17 protein-coding genes and 1 riboswitch are annotated in these 19,666 nt (G+C 68.4%); of the genes, 2 read left to right on the top strand and 15 right to left on the bottom strand.

Features of this window, described 5'->3' with window-relative positions:
• Positions 1-83: 83 nt before the first annotated feature.
• The 13 genes from tolA to AC57B8_RS27340 form a co-directional block, all read right to left on the bottom strand.
• Entirely contained in the window at positions 84-1,010 is a 927-nt protein-coding gene (tolA, locus tag AC57B8_RS27400) for a cell envelope integrity protein TolA (protein ID WP_159277190.1), read from the bottom strand.
• A gap of 3 nt (positions 1,011-1,013) precedes the next feature.
• A complete protein-coding gene (locus AC57B8_RS27395) occupies positions 1,014-1,451 on the bottom strand; it encodes an ExbD/TolR family protein (RefSeq protein ID WP_070060386.1) in 438 nt (145 codons plus the stop codon).
• Between the two features lie 34 nt (positions 1,452-1,485).
• Positions 1,486-2,208: a protein TolQ gene (tolQ, locus tag AC57B8_RS27390; protein WP_070060387.1), complete on the bottom strand. Its 723-nt coding sequence runs from the start codon at positions 2,206-2,208 to the stop codon at positions 1,486-1,488.
• A complete protein-coding gene (gene ybgC, locus AC57B8_RS27385; protein WP_070060388.1) occupies positions 2,205-2,663 on the bottom strand; it encodes a tol-pal system-associated acyl-CoA thioesterase in 459 nt (152 codons plus the stop codon). The genes tolQ and ybgC overlap by 4 nt, the downstream gene beginning before the upstream one ends.
• A complete protein-coding gene (locus AC57B8_RS27380; RefSeq protein WP_062481568.1) occupies positions 2,660-3,847 on the bottom strand; it encodes a pyridoxal phosphate-dependent aminotransferase in 1,188 nt (395 codons plus the stop codon). Before AC57B8_RS27380 ends, ybgC begins: the two co-directional genes overlap by 4 nt.
• The gene (nusB, locus tag AC57B8_RS27375) at positions 3,844-4,374 is read right to left on the bottom strand and encodes a transcription antitermination factor NusB (RefSeq protein WP_369647275.1); all 531 of its coding nucleotides are present in this window, start codon (positions 4,372-4,374) and stop codon (positions 3,844-3,846) included. Before nusB ends, AC57B8_RS27380 begins: the two co-directional genes overlap by 4 nt.
• A complete protein-coding gene (ribH, locus tag AC57B8_RS27370) occupies positions 4,371-4,832 on the bottom strand; it encodes a 6,7-dimethyl-8-ribityllumazine synthase (RefSeq protein ID WP_070060391.1) in 462 nt (153 codons plus the stop codon). The genes nusB and ribH overlap by 4 nt, the downstream gene beginning before the upstream one ends.
• A 6-nt stretch (positions 4,833-4,838) precedes the next feature.
• The gene (gene ribBA / locus AC57B8_RS27365; RefSeq protein ID WP_496481320.1) at positions 4,839-5,993 is read right to left on the bottom strand and encodes a bifunctional 3,4-dihydroxy-2-butanone-4-phosphate synthase/GTP cyclohydrolase II; all 1,155 of its coding nucleotides are present in this window, start codon (positions 5,991-5,993) and stop codon (positions 4,839-4,841) included.
• Positions 5,990-6,661 carry a riboflavin synthase gene (locus AC57B8_RS27360; protein ID WP_492685487.1) on the bottom strand — a complete coding sequence of 224 codons (672 nt, stop codon included), beginning with the start codon at positions 6,659-6,661 and terminating at the stop codon, positions 5,990-5,992. Before AC57B8_RS27360 ends, ribBA begins: the two co-directional genes overlap by 4 nt.
• 91 nt (positions 6,662-6,752) lie before the next feature.
• Positions 6,753-7,883, bottom strand: coding sequence for a bifunctional diaminohydroxyphosphoribosylaminopyrimidine deaminase/5-amino-6-(5-phosphoribosylamino)uracil reductase RibD (ribD, locus tag AC57B8_RS27355; RefSeq protein WP_496481319.1), 1,131 nt, complete (start codon positions 7,881-7,883; stop codon positions 6,753-6,755).
• A gap of 28 nt (positions 7,884-7,911) precedes the next feature.
• A complete protein-coding gene (nrdR, locus tag AC57B8_RS27350; RefSeq protein WP_007836918.1) occupies positions 7,912-8,355 on the bottom strand; it encodes a transcriptional regulator NrdR in 444 nt (147 codons plus the stop codon).
• 33 nt (positions 8,356-8,388) lie between these two features.
• Positions 8,389-9,633 carry a serine hydroxymethyltransferase gene (glyA, locus tag AC57B8_RS27345; protein ID WP_307693835.1) on the bottom strand — a complete coding sequence of 415 codons (1,245 nt, stop codon included), beginning with the start codon at positions 9,631-9,633 and terminating at the stop codon, positions 8,389-8,391.
• Between the two features lie 38 nt (positions 9,634-9,671).
• A riboswitch (ZMP/ZTP riboswitch) is annotated at positions 9,672-9,798 on the bottom strand.
• Between the two features lie 49 nt (positions 9,799-9,847).
• Positions 9,848-10,708 (bottom strand): lytic transglycosylase domain-containing protein, encoded by an 861-nt coding sequence (locus AC57B8_RS27340; protein WP_062481551.1) that lies wholly within the window; start codon positions 10,706-10,708, stop codon positions 9,848-9,850.
• Between the two features lie 713 nt (positions 10,709-11,421).
• On the opposite strand from AC57B8_RS27340, the gene AC57B8_RS27335 reads away from it, so the two are divergent.
• Together AC57B8_RS27335 and AC57B8_RS27330 are read left to right on the top strand one after the other, a co-directional pair.
• Entirely contained in the window at positions 11,422-15,243 is a 3,822-nt protein-coding gene (locus AC57B8_RS27335; protein WP_496481318.1) for a DUF748 domain-containing protein, read from the top strand.
• A gap of 188 nt (positions 15,244-15,431) precedes the next feature.
• Entirely contained in the window at positions 15,432-18,272 is a 2,841-nt protein-coding gene (locus tag AC57B8_RS27330) for a DUF349 domain-containing protein (protein WP_496481317.1), read from the top strand.
• A 72-nt stretch (positions 18,273-18,344) separates the two neighbouring features.
• Here the strand turns inward: AC57B8_RS27330 and AC57B8_RS27325 are convergent, their stop codons facing one another.
• Both AC57B8_RS27325 and AC57B8_RS27320 read right to left on the bottom strand, forming a co-directional pair.
• A complete protein-coding gene (locus tag AC57B8_RS27325) occupies positions 18,345-18,638 on the bottom strand; it encodes a GYD domain-containing protein (RefSeq protein WP_095745032.1) in 294 nt (97 codons plus the stop codon).
• 231 nt (positions 18,639-18,869) lie between these two features.
• On the bottom strand, positions 18,870-19,661 hold the full coding sequence (locus tag AC57B8_RS27320) for a M90 family metallopeptidase (RefSeq protein ID WP_496481316.1): 792 nt from the start codon (positions 19,659-19,661) through the stop codon (positions 18,870-18,872).
• Between the last annotated feature and the right edge of the window lie 5 nt (positions 19,662-19,666).

The following is a 19,666-nucleotide window of genomic DNA, read 5'->3' as shown; positions in this document are numbered from 1 at the left end:
GCCAGCAACAATGAGTTGCCGACGATCCTAAACGAGCGGGTGGTGTCGCTTGCAATCACCCACGATGTGGGTGACCGCAACTGTCAGCGCTTGGGCTTGAGCGTGACGATGAGCGACGGGAAGATGCGCCCGTCCGTGTCGCGCGGCAGCTTGTCGGTCTTGCGCAGGCCGCGTTCGGCCGCTTCGTCCCAGGCCGGCAGGCCGCTGGACTTGGCGAGCTTGACGCCGACGATGGTGCCGTCGGGTGCCAGTCGCACTTCGAACTCGGCCTCGGGGTTGCCGTTCACGCTGTCGGCATCGGGGAAGGTGATGTTCGGGCGCACGGCGGCAGCGATGCGGCCGGCATAGCCGCTGGACGGGCCGGACGAGCGCTGGGCGTTGCCCTTGGCATCGTCGCTGCCGCTGGCGCCCGCCAGGCCTTGCATGCGCTTGAGCGTCGCGGCGCGGTCGGCGGCGGCCTGCTTGGCGGCCGCTTCCGCCTTCTTCGCTTCGGCCTGCTTGGCTTCGGCTTCCTGCTGCTTCTTCTGCTCGGCCAGCTTCTTCTGCTGCTCTTTCTTGCGCTCGGCTTCGTCCTCGGCGCGCTCCTTGGCCTCGAGCTCCTTCTTCTTTTGCTGCTGCACGCGCTGCTGCTCGAGCTCGCGCTCCTTCTGCGCCTTCTGTTCCTTGAGCTTCTTCTCGCGCTCCAGCGCGATGTCGGGCGCAGGGGCGGGCGCCGGCTCGGGCGGCTTGACGGCCGGGGGAGGCGGCGGGGGCGGAGCGGGTGCAGGCGGCGGCGGTGCGGGCACGGGCGCCGGCGGCTCCGGCACCGACAGGCGCGGGGCGGCCTGCATCACCGTGGTGGACCACAGCTCTGCATCGACTGCGCCATCGTCGGCTTCGCTGCGCCAGCGTACGCCCCAGGTCAGGGCGGCGATCAGCAGCGCATGGGCAATGAGGGCGAGCGCAACCGCGCGGGGCGTGCCGCGTTGCGGCGGCGGCGCGAACTCGGGGCGATCCAGGGCGAGCGACATGCCTTATTTGCCGCCCGTGGTCGTGACCGACAGCCCCACGCGCTCGATGCCGCTGCGCTTGAGCTGGTTCATCGCCTTCACGACGGTTTCGTACTTCACCGACTTGTCGGCGCTGATGACCACGGGGCGCTGGGCGTCGCCGCCTTGCGCGGCCTTGGCCGCCGAGCCGATCTGCGTCATGGGAATCGACGCGCCGCCGGTGCCGGTGGACGGGTCTTTCTTGATCTGCACTTCGTCGTCGCTCTTGATGACGATCTCGATGGGCTTGTCCGGCTGCTTGTTGGCCCGATCGACCGTGGGCAGGTTGATCACGCTCGGCGTGATGAGCGGGGCCGTGACCATGAAGATGATCAGCAGCACCAGCATCACGTCGATGAACGGGACCATGTTGATCTCGTTGATCGTGCGGCGGCCGCGGCCCCGGGATGAAACGGCGGGCATGTCGTCGCGTCCTTTGTCTTGTGCGCGCCGCTCTTCAGCGGTTCGCGGCGGTGACCGAGGCGGCGGGCGTCACGGCGCCGGGGTTGGCCGAGAGGTTGCGCTGCAGGATGTTGGAGAACTCTTCGATGTAGGTCTCCAGGGCGATGGCGATCTTGTCGATCTCGCGCGCGAAGCGGTTGTAGCCGACCACCGCGGGAATGGCGGCGAACAGGCCGATGGCCGTGGCCACCAGCGCTTCGGCGATGCCGGGCGCCACGGTGGCCAGCGTCACCTGCGTGAGGGCGGCCAGGCCGGTGAAGGCATGCATGATCCCCCAGACCGTGCCGAACAGGCCCACGTACGGCGACACCGAACCGACGGTGGCCAGGAACGACAGGTTCTGCTCGGCCGCGTCGAGTTCGCGCTGGAAGCTCGCGCGCATGGCGCGGCGGGCGCCGTCGAGCAGCGTGGCCGCGTCGGTCACGTGGCGCTCGCGCAGCTTCTGGTACTCGCGCATGCCGGAGGCGAAGATGCGCTCCATGGGGCCGGCGAACTTGGCGTTCTGCGCGGCCGAGGCGAACAGCTCGTTCAGGCTGGTGCCCGACCAGAACTCGCGCTCGAAGTCGTCGTTGAGCACGCGGATGCGCTTGAGGGCGAAGTACTTGCGGATGATGGCGGCCCAGCTGGCGACCGACACGATCACCAGCAGCAGCACGACCAGTTGCACCACGAAGCTGGCGTGGAGCAGGAGATTGATGATGGAGAGATCTTGGTTCATGGCTTGAAAGGTTGAGTCATGGAGCCGCTGGAGTGCTCGAGGGTTCCCGAAACTTGGGCCGGAATGCGCGCAGGGCGCAAGGTGGCGGCGTCCACCCAGCCGATGCGGATCGTGCCTTCGCACAGCAAGACCGGTGCCGCGGCCCCGGTGCGTTCTTGCTCTGTTTTTGATAGCACGCGCTGACCGATTATCAACGACGCGGTGCCCAGTTGCCGCAGCTCGGCTGTAACCAGCAGTTCATCGTCCAGCCGCGAGGGCCGATGGTATTTGAGCTGCGTTTCGCTCACCACGAACTGGCCGCCGGTGGCTTCCTTGAGCTTGCGCTGCTCGACGCCCAGGGAGCGCAGCCACTCGGTGCGACCGCGCTCCATGAACTTCAGGTAGTTGGCGTAGAACACGATGCCGCCCGCATCGGTGTCTTCCCAGTAAACGCGGATCGGAAACTCGAAACTCATTGGGCGATCATGGCCCGCAGGCGCTCGACCGATTCCTGCAGGTGCGCCATCGAACTGGCGGTGGAGAAGCGCACGAACTTCGCGGTCTCTGCCGTGCCGAAGTCGCGGCCCGGCGTCACGGCCAGGTGGGCGCGCTTCATGGTCTCGAAGGCGAAGTCCCAGCTGCCCGAGATGCCGAGCTTGTCGGCCACGCTCGTGCAGTCGGCCCAGGCGTAGAAGGCGCCGTCGGGCACCACGGGCACGTTCAGGCCCAGCGCGTTCAGTTGCGGAATGAACCAGTCGCGGCGTGCCTTGAACTCGGCGCGGCGGCGTTCGTACTCGGCGATGCTCTCGGCCTCGAAGCAGGCCAGCGCGGCGTACTGCGACACTGTGCTCGCGCAGATGAAGAGGTTCTGCGCCAGGCGCTCGACCACCGGCACCAGCACTTCGGGCACCACCAGCCAGCCGAGGCGCCAGCCGGTCATGTTGAAGTACTTGCTGAAGCTGTTGATGCTGATGACGTTGTCGTCGATGGCCAGTGCCGTCTGCCCGAAGGCATCGTCGTACGACAGGCCCAGGTAGATCTCGTCGATCAGCGTGATGCCTCCGCGCTGCGACACCACCTCGTGGATGCGGCGCAGCTCGTCGGGCGCGATCGAGGTGCCGGTCGGGTTCGAGGGCGAGGCCAGCAGCACGCCGCGGGTCTTGTCGGTCCAGGCGGCTTCGACCTTGGCGGCGGTGAGCTGGAAGCGCTCCTCGGCCGTGGTCGGCACCAGCACGGCCTTGCCGTCTGCTGCGCTCACGAAGTGGCGGTTGCAGGGGTAGCTCGGGTCGGGCATCAGGATCTCGTCGCCCGATTCGATCAGCGCGAGGCAGGCCAGTTGCAGCGCGGCCGAGGCACCGGCCGTGACGACGATGCGGCGGGCCGGCACGTCGACATTGAAGCGCTGCTTGTACCAGCCGCTGATGCGCTCGCGCAGGTGGTCCAGGCCGGTGGCCTGCGTGTACTGCGTGGCGCCGGCGCGCACGGCGCGGGCGGCCGCTTCCTGCACGAGGGGCGGGGCGGTGAAGTCGGGCTCGCCGATGTTCAGGAAGATCATCGGACGGTCGGTGTGGGCCACTTCGCGTGCGAGCACACCAGCGGCTTTCGCCACCTCCATCACGTAAAACGGTTCGATGCGCTGCGCGCGCGTCGAGATCCTCATGGGCGCGCCTTGCCGGTGGCCCGGTCGGCTTCCACTTCAAGCGGGCGCAGCTGCGGTGCCAAGCCGTTGAGCACGGCGTTTACGTACTTGTGGCCGTCGGTGCCGCCGAATTCCTTGGCGAGTTCGATGCACTCGTTGAGCACCACACGCCAGGGCACGTCGGGGCAGTTTTGGAACTCGTACACGCCGATCCACATCACGGCGTGCTCGATGGGCGAGATTTCGGTGAACTTGCGGTCCAGCAGCGGCAGGATCAGTGCGTCGAGCTGTTCGGCGCCGTTGATCGAGCCGTGCAGCAGCGCGTCGTAGTGCGCCGCGTCGGCCTTGTGGAAGCCCGCGAGATCGCGCGTGAAATGGTCGATGTCGGTCGGGTCGTTGCGGCCCACCAGGTGCTGGTAGAGCGCCTGCAGCGCGAACTCGCGCGCGCGGCTGCGGTTCGACTTGGCCGCGGCCTTGCGTGCGCCCGTGCTGGTGAGGCCGGTGCGCGACTGGCGGGGCTTGGCGGACTTGGAGGTGTCTTCGGTCATGAAAGGGTGGCCAGCAGTTGTGCCATCTCGACCGCCACCTGGGCTGCGTCGCGGCCCTTGTCGGTCTGGCGGGCGACGGCCTGTTCGAGGTTTTCGGTCGTGAGGATCGCGTTGGCGATGGGCAGGCGGTAGTCGAGCGCGACGCGGCTCACGCTCGCGCCCGATTCGTTGGCCACCAGTTCGAAGTGGTAGGTCTCGCCGCGGATGATGCAGCCCAGCGCCACGAGCGCGTGGTAGCCGCCGCGCTCGGCGAGCGCCTGCAGTGCCACGGGCACTTCGAGCGCACCGGGCACCTGCACATGATGGATGTCGGAGGCGGCCACGCCGAGCGCCTCGAGCTCCGACAGGCAGGCCGTTGCCAGTGCGTCGGTGATGTCGGCATTGAAGCGCGCCTGCACGATGCCGATGCGCAGGCCTTTGCCGTTGAGGGTGATTTCGCCCTTGTTGGAACCTTGCATGGTCGTTCAGTCTTTCGTGAGGTAACCGGCGATCTCGAGGCCGAAGCCGGCGGCCATGCTCGGCATGCGACGCGGCGCGCCGAGCAGGTTCATCTTGTGCACGCCGCATTCGCGCAGGATCTGCGCGCCGATGCCGTAGTTGCGCAGGTCCATGCGACCGCGCTCGGGCGCTTGCGCGGGGCGCGCGGTGCCGTCGAACTGCGCGAGCAGCTCGGCCGCGGTTTCGCCGCAGTTCAGCAGCACGGCCACGCCCTTGCCTTCGTTCGCGATGTGCGAGAGGCTGGCGTCCAGGCTCCAGGAGTGCATCGGGCGGTTGACTTCGAGCGCGTCGAGCACCGACAGCGGCTCGTGCACGCGCACCGACACCGTCTCTTCGGGGGCCCACTGGCCGCGCACCAGTGCCAGGTGCACGCCGCGGCTGGGCTTGTCGATGAAGGCGTGGGCCGTGAAGGCGCCCCAGTTGGTTTGGATCTCGCGGCAGCCGACTTTTTCGACCAGCGATTCGACGCGGCTGCGGTGCTCGATGAGCGCGGCGATGGTGCCGATCTTGAGGCCGTGCTCGGCCGCGAAGATCTGCAGGTCGGGCAGGCGGGCCATCGTGCCGTCTTCGTTCATCACCTCGCAGATCACCGAGGCGGGCGAGCAGCCGGCCATGGCGGCCAGGTCGCAGCCGGCTTCGGTATGGCCGGCGCGCATGAGCACGCCGCCGTCCACCGCCTGCAGCGGGAAGATGTGGCCGGGCTGCACCAGGTCGGCGGCCACGGCGTTGCGTGCCACGGCGGCCTGCACGGTGCGGGCGCGGTCGGCGGCCGAGATGCCGGTGGTCACGCCTTCGGCCGCCTCGATGGAGACGGTGAAGGCGGTGGAATGCTTGGCGCCGTTGCGCTGGACCATCGGCGGCAGCTGCAGCCGCTCGCACATCTCGCGCGAGAGCGTGAGGCAGATCAGGCCGCGCGCGTGGCGGGCCATGAAGTTGATGGATTCGGCGGTGATGTGGTCGGCGGCGATGACGATGTCGCCTTCGTTCTCGCGGTCTTCCTCGTCCACGAGGATGACCATGCGGCCAGCGGCCAGCTCGGCCACGATGTCTTCGACCGGGGAGATCGGTGCGGGTGCACGGTCGGCGCGCGAGGCGCCGATCGGCGTGACGGAGGCGTTCATTTCGAAGTGTCCTTGGGAGACGTGGAAGACGTCAGAGAGGGGGTGAGCATGCCGGCCTGAAGCATGCGCTCCACGTAGCGCGCCACGGTGTCGATTTCGAGGTTGACCTTCGAGCCGGCCTTCAGGCCGCCGAGGGAGGTGTTTTCCACGGTGTGCGGGATCAGGTTGATGCTGACCTCGGCGCCATCGGCAATGTCGCTCACGCTGTTGACCGTGAGGCTCACGCCGTTGATGGTGATCGAGCCCTTGTAGGCCAGGAAGCGGGCGAGGGCAGGCGGTGCGACCACGCGCAGCTCCCAGCTTTCGCCGACCGGCGCGAAGAAGCTCACGTGGCCGATGCCGTCCACGTGGCCCGAGACGATGTGGCCGCCGAGGCGGTCGCTCGCGCGCAGGGCCTTCTCGAGGTTGATGCGGCTGCCTTCGTCGGTCAGGCCGGCCGTCTTGTCGAGGGACTCCGCGGAAATGTCGATGGTGAATTGCCCGCGTTCAGGTGCGAGCGTGGTGACCGTCATGCAGGCGCCGTTGAGCGCGATGCTGTCGCCGAGCCCGACGTCGTCGAGGTAGCCGTCGGGCACCTCGATGCTGAGTCGCTTGCCGTAGGAGGAGGAGGTGCCGAGGTCGTGGATGGCGGCGATGCGCCCCACGCCGGTGATGATTCCGGTGAACATTTCCACATTTTCGCAGACATCGAGGGGTCTTCGGCCCGAAGGGCCGGTTTGCGGCTGCGAATGTGCCGCGCCGCGCCGCGTCGGCGGCGGCTCAGAAGCGGTCGCGGCCGGCGACGCGCGCGACGATGCGCAGGTCGGGCCCCAGCATGTCCACCGACTTGAATTCGAGCGGCAGCGCGCCTGCGAGCGAGGTGAGTGGGCCTTCGGCATGCAGGTGGCTGGCGATGTCGAGTCCGCTGCCGATCAGCTTGGGCGCCAGGTACACCAGCAGCTCGTCCACGCAGCCTTCGCGCAGCAGCGAACCATTGAGCTTGTGGCCCGATTCGACGTGCAGCTCGTTGACGCCGCGCGCCGCGAGGTCCTGGAGCATCGCGGGCAGGTCGACCTTGCCGTGCAGGTTGGGCAGGCAGGTGATGGTGGCGCCGCGGGCTTCGAGCGCGGCTGCCTTTTCTTCGTTGTGGCGGCTGGCGGCGTAGATCCAGGCGGCGCGGCCAGCTATGAAAATGTGAGCGTCGGGCGAAGTCTGGAGATGGCTGTCGACCACCACGAGGTGGGGCTGGCGCGGTGTGTCGACCAGGCGCACGTCCAGGCGCGGGTTGTCTTCGAGCAGCGTGCCGACGCCGGTCAGCACGGCACCGGTGCGGGCCCGCCAGGCGTGGCCGTCGGCGCGCGCGGCCTCGCCGGTGATCCACTGGCTCACGCCGTTGTGCAGGCCGGTGCGGCCGTCGATCGAGGCGGCGATCTTCATTCGAACCCAGGGCTGCTGGCGGATCATGCGGCTGAAGAAGCCGATGTTGAGCTCGCGGGATTCGTCGGCGCCCGGGCCGACTTCGACCTCGACGCCTGCCGCGCGCAGCCGCTCGAAGCCTTGTCCCGCCACGAGCGGGTTCGGGTCGGCGAGCGAGGCCACGACGCGGCGCACGCCGGCGGCGATGAGCGCGTCGCAGCAGGGGCCGGTGCGGCCGTGGTGCGAGCAGGGTTCGAGCGTGACGTAGGCGGTGGCGCCCGCAGTCGAATGGCCCTGGGCCTGCGCGTCGCGCAGCGCCATCACTTCGGCATGCGGGCCGCCGGCCTGTTGCGTGTGGCCCTGGCCGATCACGTGGCCGTCGGCGTCGCATAGCACGCAGCCGACGCGGGGGTTCGGGTCGGTCAGGCGGATCGCGGAAGCGGCCAGCCGCAGGGCGGTGGCGATGTGGGAGGCGTCGTGTCGGGAAGAGGACATGCCGGGTTCGTTCACGCCTTCTCGGGGGTCAGATGTCGCGCAGCAGCTGCCGGAACTCGTCGACGTCCTCGAAGCTGCGGTACACCGAGGCAAAGCGCACGTAGGCGACCTTGTCGAGTTTCTTGAGTTCGCGCATCACGAGCTCACCGACTTTCGTCGAATCGATTTCGCGCAGTCCGCTGGCCAGCAGCTTTTGTTCGATGCGCAGCAGGGCGTTGTCGATCTGCTCGATGCTCACAGGGCGCTTGCGCAGCGCCAGCATCATCGAGGCGCGGACCTTGGTCGAGTCGAAGTCGGCGCGGCTGCCGTCCTTCTTGACCACGACGGGGAAGTTGACGTCGGGGCGCTCATACGTGGTGAAGCGCTTGTCGCAGGCGCTGCACTGGCGGCGCCTGCGGACGAAGTCGGCGTCTTCCGAAACGCGGGTCTCGACGACCTGCGTTTCGAGATGACCGCAAAAAGGGCATTTCATGCGGCCAGTGCTTCTCTTCTTCTATTTACGAAATCAACGGTAGACAGGGAAGCGGCTCGTCAAGGCGTGGACCTTGGCGCGCACCGCGTCGATGTTCGCCGCGTCGCGCGGGTTCTCGAGCACGTCGGCCACCAGGTTCGCCGTGATGCGGGCCTCTTCGTCCTTGAAGCCGCGCGTGGTCATGGCGGGGGTGCCGATGCGCACGCCGCTGGTGACCATCGGCTTTTCCGGGTCGTTGGGGATCGCGTTCTTGTTGATCGTCATGTGGGCGGCGCCCAGCACGGCTTCGGCTTCCTTGCCGGTGATGCCCTTCGAACGCAGGTCGACCAGCATGACGTGGCTTTCGGTGCGTCCGCTCACGATGCGCAGGCCGCGCGCGGTGAGGGTGTCGGCCACGATCTGGGCGTTCTTGACCACCTGTTGCTGGTAGGCCTTGAACTCGGGCGTCAGGGCTTCCTTGAACGCGACGGCCTTGGCGGCGATCACGTGCATCAGCGGGCCGCCTTGCAGGCCGGGGAAGATGGCGCTGTTGATCGCCTTCTCGTGCTGCGACTTCATCAGGATGATGCCGCCGCGCGGGCCGCGCAGGCTCTTGTGCGTGGTCGAGGTGACGATGTCGGCGTGCGGCACCGGGTTGGGGTACACGCCCGCGGCCACGAGGCCGGCGTAGTGGGCGATGTCGACCATGAAGATCGCGCCGACGTCCTTGGCGACCTTGGCGAAACGCTCGAAGTCGATGTGCAGCGAGTAGGCCGAGGCGCCCGCGATGATCAGCTTGGGCATGTGCTCATGCGCCTTGCGTTCCATCGCGTCGTAGTCGATGGCTTCGTTGGCGTCCAGGCCGTAGCTCACCACGTTGAACCACTTGCCGCTCATGTTCAGCGGCATGCCGTGGGTCAGGTGGCCGCCTTCGGCCAGGCTCATGCCCATGATGGTGTCGCCGGGCTTCAGGAAGGCGAGCATCACGGCTTCGTTGGCCGAGGCGCCGCAGTGCGGCTGCACGTTCGCGGCGTCGGCACCGAAGATCTGCTTGACGCGGTCGATGGCCAGTTGCTCGGCCACGTCGACGTGCTCGCAGCCGCCGTAGTAGCGCTTGCCCGGGTAGCCTTCGGCGTACTTGTTGGTGAGCTGCGAGCCCTGGGCCTGCATGACGGCCGGCGAGGCGTAGTTCTCGCTGGCGATCAGCTCGATGTGATGTTCCTGGCGCGCGTTTTCGGCTTGAATCGCGGCCCAGATTTCGGGATCGGTCTGTTCGACCAGGATATTGCGTTGGTACATGGCAGTCCTTTGAAGACGAGGTCCTTGTTCAACCAAACAAGGGCTGCCCAGGCGAACGGCTGAACGCCTGTTGTGGCCAGGCGGCACGCTTCCCAGTGGTATTCCACGTCAGCGCGTGGCACCTTTTTCAGGGTGCTGCGCCTATCGCCAGTCGCGTACAGGCCGAGTGTAGCGCAGGCCCGCACGCATCCGGGCGGGGAAGGCCGGCAAGGCCTCAGGAAACTGCGGAGAGCAGGGCGACCTTGGCCGGCTCGCTGCCGGTGGCGGGCTCTTCACCCGCGGGCTTGGCCGGTGCCACGACCGGAATCGGCTGTGCGCGCGCCGTGGTCGGCGGCGGCACGACCATCGTCGACGGCGCACGGCCGGCGGCGACCTGACGCAGGCGCTCGTGCTCGGCCAGCACCTTGGCGGCATAGCCGCCGTCGTCGTCGAGGTTGGCGGCGCCCACGTAGTAGCGCAGGCCGCCTTCGAGCGAGCCGGCGCGGGCGATGCATTCCTGCAGCACCTTCACGCCGACGCGCATGTTGGTCACGGGGTCGAAAGCGGTGAGCGTGCCGCCCGCGCTTTCGTACTTGTCGCCGTGCACGCGCGTCATGACCTGCATCAGGCCCTGGGCACCGACATGGCTTTGCGCGAACGGATTGAAGCTGGACTCGATGGCCATGATGGCCAGGATCAGCGTCGGGTCGAGCTTGGTGCGCTTGCCGATCTGGTAGGCCTCGGAGACCAGCACGCTCAGCGGCTCGGCCGCAACGCGGTACTTCTTGCTGAGCCAGTAGGCCACCGCCGCCTGCTGCTTGGGCAGCTCGTCGGGGCTCGCGGCCGTGGTGCGCTCGATGGCGGTCGGCTCGAGGTCCGTGGGTTCGGGCGCGGGCTTGCGCGACTGCAGCCAGCCCATCAGTTGCTCCTCGCCGGTCTTGCGCAGGTCGGGACGCGCCACGAGGGCGAGGGCCGCGAACACGATGGCCAGGCCGACCAGTGCAAACCCGTTGTGGGTGATTTCAAAAAAGCCGTCTGCCACATCGGACACGAAGGTCCGTAGCCCGCGGGCTGTGGCATCAAACGCCTTGCTCATCGCTTTTTTCCTTTCTGTGCGGCACCTGGCATGCAGCGCCTGAAAGGGCGGTGGATGAAGGCAGCGGCGCTTGGATTGGTATGTACGAATCAGGCTCCGCGCATGGAGGGGGTGTGGGGTAGGGAGCGCGGCGGCCTGATCACGCCGGTGGAATTCGGCAGCGGATTCAGGGAGGCCCTGCTGCGTCCGGCAGCAAGGGCAGGCGGGATTCTATCGTGGCTAAATACACGGTCAAGCATAAGGATTTTGTTTCATATGTTAATAAGTGCTTGAAGAATCCCCCCGTCCGAGGGGCTTCCAAGGGGGGAGGGTCTACGGGAAATCCCTTGGAAAAAGGGATTTGCAAAGGAAGGGTGAGACGCCTAATCTGGACGGGCCTGAGGTTTCAGGCGTTTTTCCGAAGTCAGGCAGTCCGAGGTGCAAGTCAAGGACTCGAACGATGGAGGACTCCACGGCGGCAATCTCTTGCTGCCAGCACGGCGGGAACCATTACTTCCGGTCGCGCGAATCGATGGCATGGGTTTTGAGCCCGCCATCAAGCCCGGTGACAAGACACTTCGTCGACTCACCGGGCTTTCTTGTTTTCGGGGCGCGCACTTTCGGCCTATCCATGCCGGCGGTGATTGCCTTCGCATCACAACGCCTCGCCAAAAGGGAACGCATTCACGTTTCGGCAGACTTTGTTGGCATCTGTTTGCGGCACACTTCTGCGGATGGATGCTGCTTCGATCAAACAGAACAAATGGGTGCGGCGTGGGGTCGTCGCGTTGCTGGTGGTGTTGGCCCTGTGGGCCATCGCGTGGCTGGCGGTGCCGCCGATCGCCAAGAGCCAGCTCCAGAAGATCGCGAGCGAAAAGCTGGGCCGGCAGGTCACCGTCGGCAAGATCGACTTCAAGCCCTGGACGCTCGAGCTCGCACTGAATGACCTGCGCATCGCCACCGCCGACGGCAAGCAGCCGCAGGTGGCCATCAAGCGCATCTATGCCGACGCCGAATTGCAATCGCTGTTCCGCCTGGCGCCCGTGATCGACGCGGTGACGGTCGAGGCGCCCGCCGTGCTGCTCACGCACCTGGCCGATGGCAAGTACGACATCGACGACATCCTGGCCAAGCTGGCCTCGGGCCCGCCGCCCGATCCGAAGGCCGAGCCCGCGCGCTTCGCGATCTACAACATCTCGATCAAGGACGGCGCGGTCGATTTCGACGACCAGACTGTGAAGCGCCGGCACGAGCTGCGCGGCTTCATGCTGAACGTGCCGTTCCTGAGCAACCTCGCCTCCAAGCGCGAGATCAAGACCGAGCCCAAGCTGGCCTTTGCGCTCAACGGCAGCCAGTTCGACTCGGCCGCCTTCACGACCCCGTTCGCGCAAAGCCGCAAGACCGACGCCCACGTGCAGTTCAAGGGGCTCGACCTCGTGCCCTACCTGGGCTACATCCCCGGCGGCCTGCCGGTGAAGCTGCAGGCCGGCAGCCTCGATGCCGACCTGAAGATCGATTTCCAGCAGACCAACACCATCGGCCTGAAGATCACCGGCACGGTCGAGGCCCACGGCGCCAAGCTGGGCGACGCCCGCGGGCGCGACCTGCTGGGCTTCGACTCGCTCAAGCTGGCGCTGGCCGACGTGCGGCCGCTGGAGTCGGTGTTCCACCTGAGCGAGGTCGCGCTGGCCAAGCCGCAGCTGGTGGTGGCGCGCGATGCTGCCGGCCAGCTCAACCTGATGGCCACCGACCCCGCGACCGGCGCGGCCGAAAAGGCGGCGCCGCTGCCCGCGCCCGCCGCCAGCGTCCCGGGCGGCAAGCCGGTCGCCGAGAAGCCCAAGCTCAAGGTGCAGGTCGACAAGATCGCGCTCGACGGCGGCCGTGTCGGCTGGCGCGACGAAACCGTCAAGCCCGCCGCGGCCATCGACCTCACCGACCTCGGCATCAACCTCACGGCCGTCACCTGGCCCATGGAAAAGCCCGCGCAGTTCGACGGCAGCACCGCCGTCGCGGGCGCCACGCTGAAGTTCAGGGGCAACGCCACCGACAAGGTCGCCGACGTGCAGACCGAGGTCGAGGCGCTGCCGCTGTCGCTGGCCGCGCCGTACCTGGCGCAGAGCCTGGAGCCCACGCTCGACGGCAAGCTCAGCGGCCAGATCGACGTGTCCTGGGCCCAGCCCGACCTGAAGTTCAAGGCGCGCCGCCTCGCCGCCGACGGCCTGGCGCTGACCCAGGCCAAGACCGCGCTGGCCAGCGTCGGCCGCTTCGAGCTGGTCGACGCCGAGGTCGACATGACGAAGCACACCTTGAACATCGCGTCGTTCACCGCGACCAACCCCAAGGTGAGCGTCGAGCGCGACAACGAGAAGCGCTGGATGTTCGAGCGCTGGCTCAAGACCCCGGCCGGCGGCGCCAAGGTGGCGGCGCCCAAGCCGGCCGACGCCGGCGCGGCGCGCCCCAACAGCGCCAACACCAAGCCCTGGGCGCTGACCCTGGGCACGCTGGCGGTCGACAACGGCAGCCTGTCCTATGCGGACAAGGCCGGCTCGGCGCCGGTGGCGATCGAGGTCACGGCCTTCAAGCTGCTGGCCCAGAAGATCGCACCCGACACCAACACCGTCTCGCCGCTGCAGGTGTCGGGCCGCATCGGCGCCGGCCGCCGCGCGGACCCGGGACGCTTCGACTACAAGGGCAACATCGTGCTCAAGCCGCTGGCGGCCGAGGGGCGGCTCGAGGTGGCGTCCTTCCCGGCGCATGCCTTCAAGGCCTACTACGCCGACGCGCTCAATGTGGACATCCGCCGAGCCTTCGCGAACTACCGCGGCACGGTGCGCTACGCGAGCGCACCGGCCGGCATGAGCCTGAAGCTGGCCGGCGACACCGCGCTGGACGACTTCCGCGCCAACAGCGTCTCGCTGACCCAGTCGCCGGGCTTCGACCGCGGCAACAGCCAGCTGCTGAGCTGGAAGACCCTGAGCCTGCGCGGCCTGCAGGTCAGCCTCGCACCCAACGCGGCCCCGACGGTGGACGTGCGCGAAACCACGCTGACCGACTTCTTCGCCCGCGTGATCGTCGACCCCTCCGGCCGCCTGAACCTGCTGAGCTTGACCAAGAAGGGCGAAGAAGCCTCGAAGGCCGCCGCGGCCGCCGCCACCGAAGCCAGCACCAGGAAGGGCCCGGGCGGCACGACCACCACGACCCGCGCGCCGGCCGCCTCGGCACCGCAGCGGGCTTCGGGCGGTGCGCCAGTGTCGTCCGAAGCCATGGTCGGCGGCGCGCCCGAGCCTGCGCCGGCCGCGTCCGCACCGGCCGTGGCTGCCGCGCCGGCAGCCGACAGCGGGCCGGCGCCGGTCATCAACTTCGGTCCGATGAGCCTGGTCAACGGCAAGATCGATTTCACCGACCTGTTCGTCAAGCCCAACTACTCGGCCGACCTGAGCGAACTGACCGGCAAGCTCAGTTCCTTCTCGTCGAACCCGCCGAACGGGCAGGGCGGTCGTCCGGCGCTGGCCGACCTCGAGTTGCGCGGCAAGGCGCAGCAGACCGCGGCGCTGGAAATCACCGGCAAGCTCAATCCGCTGGCCAAGCCGCTCGAACTCGACATCACGGCCAAGATGCGCGACCTCGACCTGGCGCCGCTGTCGCCGTACTCGGTGCGCTATGCGGGCCACGGCATCGAGCGCGGCAAGATGAGCATGGACGTCAACTACAAGATCGCGCCCGACGGCCAGCTCACCGCCACCAACAAGCTGGTGCTCAACCAGCTGAAGTTCGGCGACGAGGTGGCCGGCGCGCCCAACAGCCTGCCCGTGCGCCTGGCCGTGACGCTGCTGGCCGACCGCAACGGCGTGATCGATGTCGACCTGCCGCTGCGCGGCTCGCTCAACGACCCGCAGTTCAGCATCGGCCCGCTGATCTTCAAGGCGGTGGTCAACCTGATCGTCAAGGCCGTGACCGCGCCGTTCAGCCTGCTGACCGGCGGCTTGGGCGGTGGCGGCAGCGGCGACTCGAGCGCCATCACCTTCGAGCCTGGCAGTTCCACGCTCAGCAGCGGCGCCAAGGAAAGCCTGGACAAGGTCGTGAAGGCCCTGACCGAGCGGCCGACGCTGCAGATGACGGTGGTGGGTACCTCCAGCCTCGAAAAGGAACGCGACGCCTACCAGCGCCAGCGCCTGCGCCAGCTGACCCAGGCCGAGAAGCGCCGTGTCGCGGTGCGCGGCGGCCAGACCGGCACCGAGGTGGCGCCGGTGACCGATGCCGAATACCCGGAGCTGCTCACGGCCGTCTACAAGCGCTCCGACATCACCAAGCCGCGCAACATGGTCGGCCTGGCCAAGGACCTGCCGGTGAAGGAAATGGAAAACCTGCTGCTGGCCAGCGTGCCGGTCGACGAGGAATCGATGCGCCAGCTCGCCGTCGAGCGCGGCGCCGTGGTGCGCGACTACCTGCTGGCGCAGAAGCTGCCGAGCGAGCGCCTGTTCCTGGGGGCCGTGCGCACCACGGCCAGCGGCAACGACTGGAAGCCCGGCGCCGAGCTGAGCCTGACCATGAAATAGCCGGCGGGGCTTGGCTTTCGCCTCGCCTTGCCATATATCTTGCGGGCCCTTTTCAACCCGCTGAACGGTGCGCGCCGCAGTTCCGACACGGAATTCGGCGGGCTGTTCGCCAACTGGGTGAAAATGTCGATGTGCGCCGGCCTTTGCCGGCGCCTTCGCTTTCTCTACCAAGACAACGATTTCGCGCAGTGACCTCTACTTCTTCCAAGCCACACGACCTCCAGGCCCTCGACACGCTCACCGGCGGCGCCTTCACCGCGCCGACCTCGGGCGAGCGCGCCGCGCGCATCCGCGACTGGCTCGCGGGCAACCCTTCGTCCGAGCAGATGCAAGAGGTCTTCAAGGAGTTGAGCGGCCGCGACAAGGGTGCCGCGCGCCTGCTGCGCGAAAAGCTCGACGAAATCAAACGCGCCAAGGGCCAGGAAGCCATCGCCGCCGAATGGGCCCAGAAGGCCGAGACGCTGCTGGCGCAGTCCAAGCTCAACATCGCCGACGCACTGGCCTGGCAGCGTGACGCCGCCAAGGCCGGCGCGCCGCTGTCGCGCGAACCGCTGGCCGGGCTGAAGGCCCAGTTGGCCGAGCGCGTCAAGGGCATCGAAGACCTGCAGCACCGCGCGCAGGTCCACCGCGAAGCCGCCGTCCTGCTGGCGCAGCGCTTCGAAGTGCTGTCCACCAAGGGCTGGAAGGACGCCCAGGCCGCCGAGGAATCGCTGCGCGCCGACGTGACCCACTGGCAGCAGCAGGCCGCCGACATCGTGGCCGATGCCAACTGGAACAGCCTCGACGCCAAGTTCGCCCCTCAGCTCGAAGCCTCCAAGTCGCAGCTGCTCGTGGTGTCCGATTCGTTCCACGGCGCGCTGGCGCAGGCCGTTGCCGCCGCGGCCGATGCCGCCGCGCCGCTGCCGCCGGTGCCTGTGTGGGCCGACGAACTGCGCGCCGCGCGCGGCGAAGTGGTGGCGCCCAAGCCCGCCGCGCCCGCCCGTCCCGCCGCACCCAAGGTCGACCCGGCCGTGCGCGCCGCGGCGCAAGACGCCGTGCAGGCCGCCCTCGCCAAGCTCGAACAAGAAACCGCCGAAGGCCACGGCAAGGCCAGTGCCGGCGCCGCCGCTGCGCTGCGCGCCGTGCTCAAGGAACACGGCAAGCTGGTCGACGCGCCGCTCGAAGCCCGCGTGCATGCCGCACTGGTCGCCGCCGGCGAACTCGAAGGCTGGCAGCGCTGGAGCGCCGACAAGGTCCGCGAAGACCTCGTCGCCAAGGCCGAAGGCCTGCTCAAGCGCCCCGAAGGCCAGGCCCTTGGTGGCCGCAAGATGCAGGAAACCCTGCGCGCCCTGCGCGACCAGTGGAAGCAGGCCGACCAGGGCGGCGTGCCGAACCACGCGCTGTGGAAGCGTTTCGACGAAGCCTGCAACGAAGCCCACAAGGTCGTCGAGGCCTGGCTCGAGAAGGTGCGTGCCGATGCCGCCGAACACCGCGCCCTGCGCGTCGCGCTGATCGAAGAGGTCAAGGCCTGGGCCGCCGCGCATGCCGGCGCCACCGACCTGAAGGCGCACAACCGCGCGCTGCACCAGTTTGCCGACCGCTGGCGCGATGCCGGCCACGTGGGCGAGAAGGTGTTTGCCGAGCTGCAACCGCTGTGGAACGAAGCCTTCGGTGCTGCCCGTGCCCCGTTCGAAACCGCGCAGAAGGCCAGCGTCGAACGCCGCCAGGCCATGATCGCCGAGGCCACAGAGCTGGGCGCCCAGCCGATGCTGCGCATCGACGCCGTGAAGGCGCTGCAGCAGCGCTGGCAGCACGAGGCGCAGAGCGTGCCGCTCGACCGCCGCCACGAACAGAAGCTGTGGGACGCGTTCCGCGCACCCATCGACGAAGCCTTCAACCGCAAGACGGTCGAGCGCGAAAAGGCATCGGCCGCCATGAGCGAGCACGACCGCCATGTGCTCGAAGCCTCCAAGGCGCTCGACGCGGCCAATGCCGGCGGCGACGCACAGAAGATCCGCGCCGCCATCGCCGGCCTCGAGGCCGCACTGCGCGGTGAAGTGCCCGCGCCGGCACCCGCCACCACGAGCGACGGCCCCTCGGTCGGCGCGACCGGTGTCGAAGCCCCCGGCCAGGCTGCTGCCGAGTTCGGCGAAAGCGCCGAGCAGACGCCGGGTTCGAGCGATGCCGAAGCCACGCCGTCCGCACCCGCGGCAGCAGTGGCCGACGCGCCCGACCTGGTCGCTCCCGCAGACGGCGCCGATGCCTCGGCCCGCAGCGATAGCGCCGCGCACGAAGCAGGTGAAGCCGCAAGCGTCGCGCCGGCCGCGCCGCCGAAGCCCGCACCCAAGCCCGTGGTCGCCATGCGTGGCGACGACCGGCCCAGCAGCAAGAAGGCCGAAGCAGCACCGGCCGCTCGCGGCACGGGCCGCTTCGGTGATCGCCGCGACGGCGGTCACCCCGGAGCCGGCGGCCCCGGCCGTCCGAACGACCGCGGCGGCCCGCGTCCCGATGCCCGTGGTGGCGATCGCGGCGCGCCGGGCGGTGGCCGTTTCGGCGACCGTCCGCCGCGCGAAGACCGCGGCCCGCGCTTGGGCGATGCCGCCTTCCGCGCGCAGCGCGAAGCGCTCGAGCGCGCCGACTTTGCGCTGCGCAAGCTGGCCGCGCAGGCCCATGGCGAAGCGCTCACGCAGGTGCTCGGCGCCTGGGAGCAGCGCGATGCCGCCCGCCTGCCGAGCGTGCAGGAACTGGGCCGCGCCGTGACGCCGGCCGTGCGCAGCCAGTGGTCGCAAGCCGTGGGTACCGCACCGACGGCCGCCGCGGGCGATGCCGCCGAAGCGCTGCTGCGCCTGGAGATGGCCGCCGAAGTGCCGACGCCCGCCGAGCAACTCGACGCACGCCGCGCGCTGCAGCTCAAGCTGCTGACGAAGCGCGGCGATCCGACGCCGGCCCAGACCTGGGGTCAGGACGCCGGCAAGGTGCTCGCCGCTGCGCACGACGCCGCCACCGCGCGCCGTCTGCAGAACGCGCTGAAGGCCTTGCTGCGCAAGTAAGGCGCCCGCGCGCGTTCATGAGAAGGAGCCCGCCGCGTGCGGGCTTTTTCATGTGTGTCGACCCGTCCCGGCTCAAGGCAATTTGGCCAGGATCTTGTCCATTTCTCCGGCGGTATAGGCGCGCAGGGAGCGCGTGCGCACATTGCCCTGCATGGCGATGGCCAGACTGAATGCACAGAGCGCCTGCTCGTCCTCGGACTCCAGCACACAGACCACATCGCAGTCGCCCATGGTCCAGAAGATCTCACGCATGTTGACGCCGAGCTTCTGGGCGGTTTCCTTGGCGGCGGCAGCGCGTTTGGTGGTTTCCTTGACGCTCTGGATGCCCTTGTCCGTGAAGCTCAGCATGCCGATATAGGTCACCATTTTCTGCTCCTGTGTTGTTATCCGCGGGGGCGAATCACATGAAGCAACGCCGCCCCCGATGGCGACGCTCCAGGTCATCAGGCGCGCAGCGACGCTGTGGAGGTCGATGGCCGCAGCGATGCTACGCCTGAGGCCTGCAAAGGCAAGGCGCTCCCGATCAGCGCCTACTCAGGACGAGGTATGCGGACCGCGATCGCGCGCGCAAGCAAGGAAACCAGATGTGAGGGGCGGTCAGGCCTGCGCAGGCCGAAAGAACGCATCGAAGAGAACCAGCACCGCCGGGAAGTCCCGCGCGAAGTTCGGGCGGTTCACGAAGTAGGCCTCGCAGGCCACCGCGAAGAACTCGCTGATCGAGGTTGCACCGTAATCGTCGAGCCAGGGCGGCTCGGCGCCGAAGCGCTCGGCGAGGATGGTCTTCTCGCGGAAGTCGTCGTAGGCCGGCTGCAGCACGGCCATCCAGGCCGCACGCGCCTCGCGTGCGCTGCGCCGGCCCATGAAGCCGGCCGGCAGCGGCGGGCAGCCGTCGGCGATGCCGTTGCGCATGTCGATCTTGTGGGCGAACTCGTGGATCACGACGTTGTAGCCGCCCTCGCTGCTGACGCTGCTCGCGAGCACGTCCTGCCAGCTGAGCATCACGGGGCCCTGGTCCATCGCCTCGCCGGCGACGACCTCTTCGTATTCGTGCACGACCAGCGCGTCATCGACGACCTTGCGCGGCGCCACCACCTCGGACGGGTGCACCACGATGCCGACGAAATCGTCGTACCAGTCGAGCCCGTCCTTCAGGTGCAGCACCGGCAGCACGGCCTGCGCCGCGATGGCCAGCGCCACCTCGTCGGTGATGACGAAGCCCTGCGTGCCATGGAATTCCTTGTCCCGCAGGAACTCGGCCGCGAGCGTGCGCAGCTGTTGCTGCTGCGCGGACGGCAACGCGCCCAGGAAGGCGTAGCGCGTGAGCGTGGCGCGCCAGGCGGCGTCGGGAATCGGGGGCAGGGTGCGCAGCCGGCGCAGCCACTTGAACATCGGCG

Source organism: Variovorax sp. BGA-UO-ETr-C22 (genome assembly GCF_059567965.1).
This window is presented reverse-complemented; position numbering and strand designations above follow the sequence as displayed.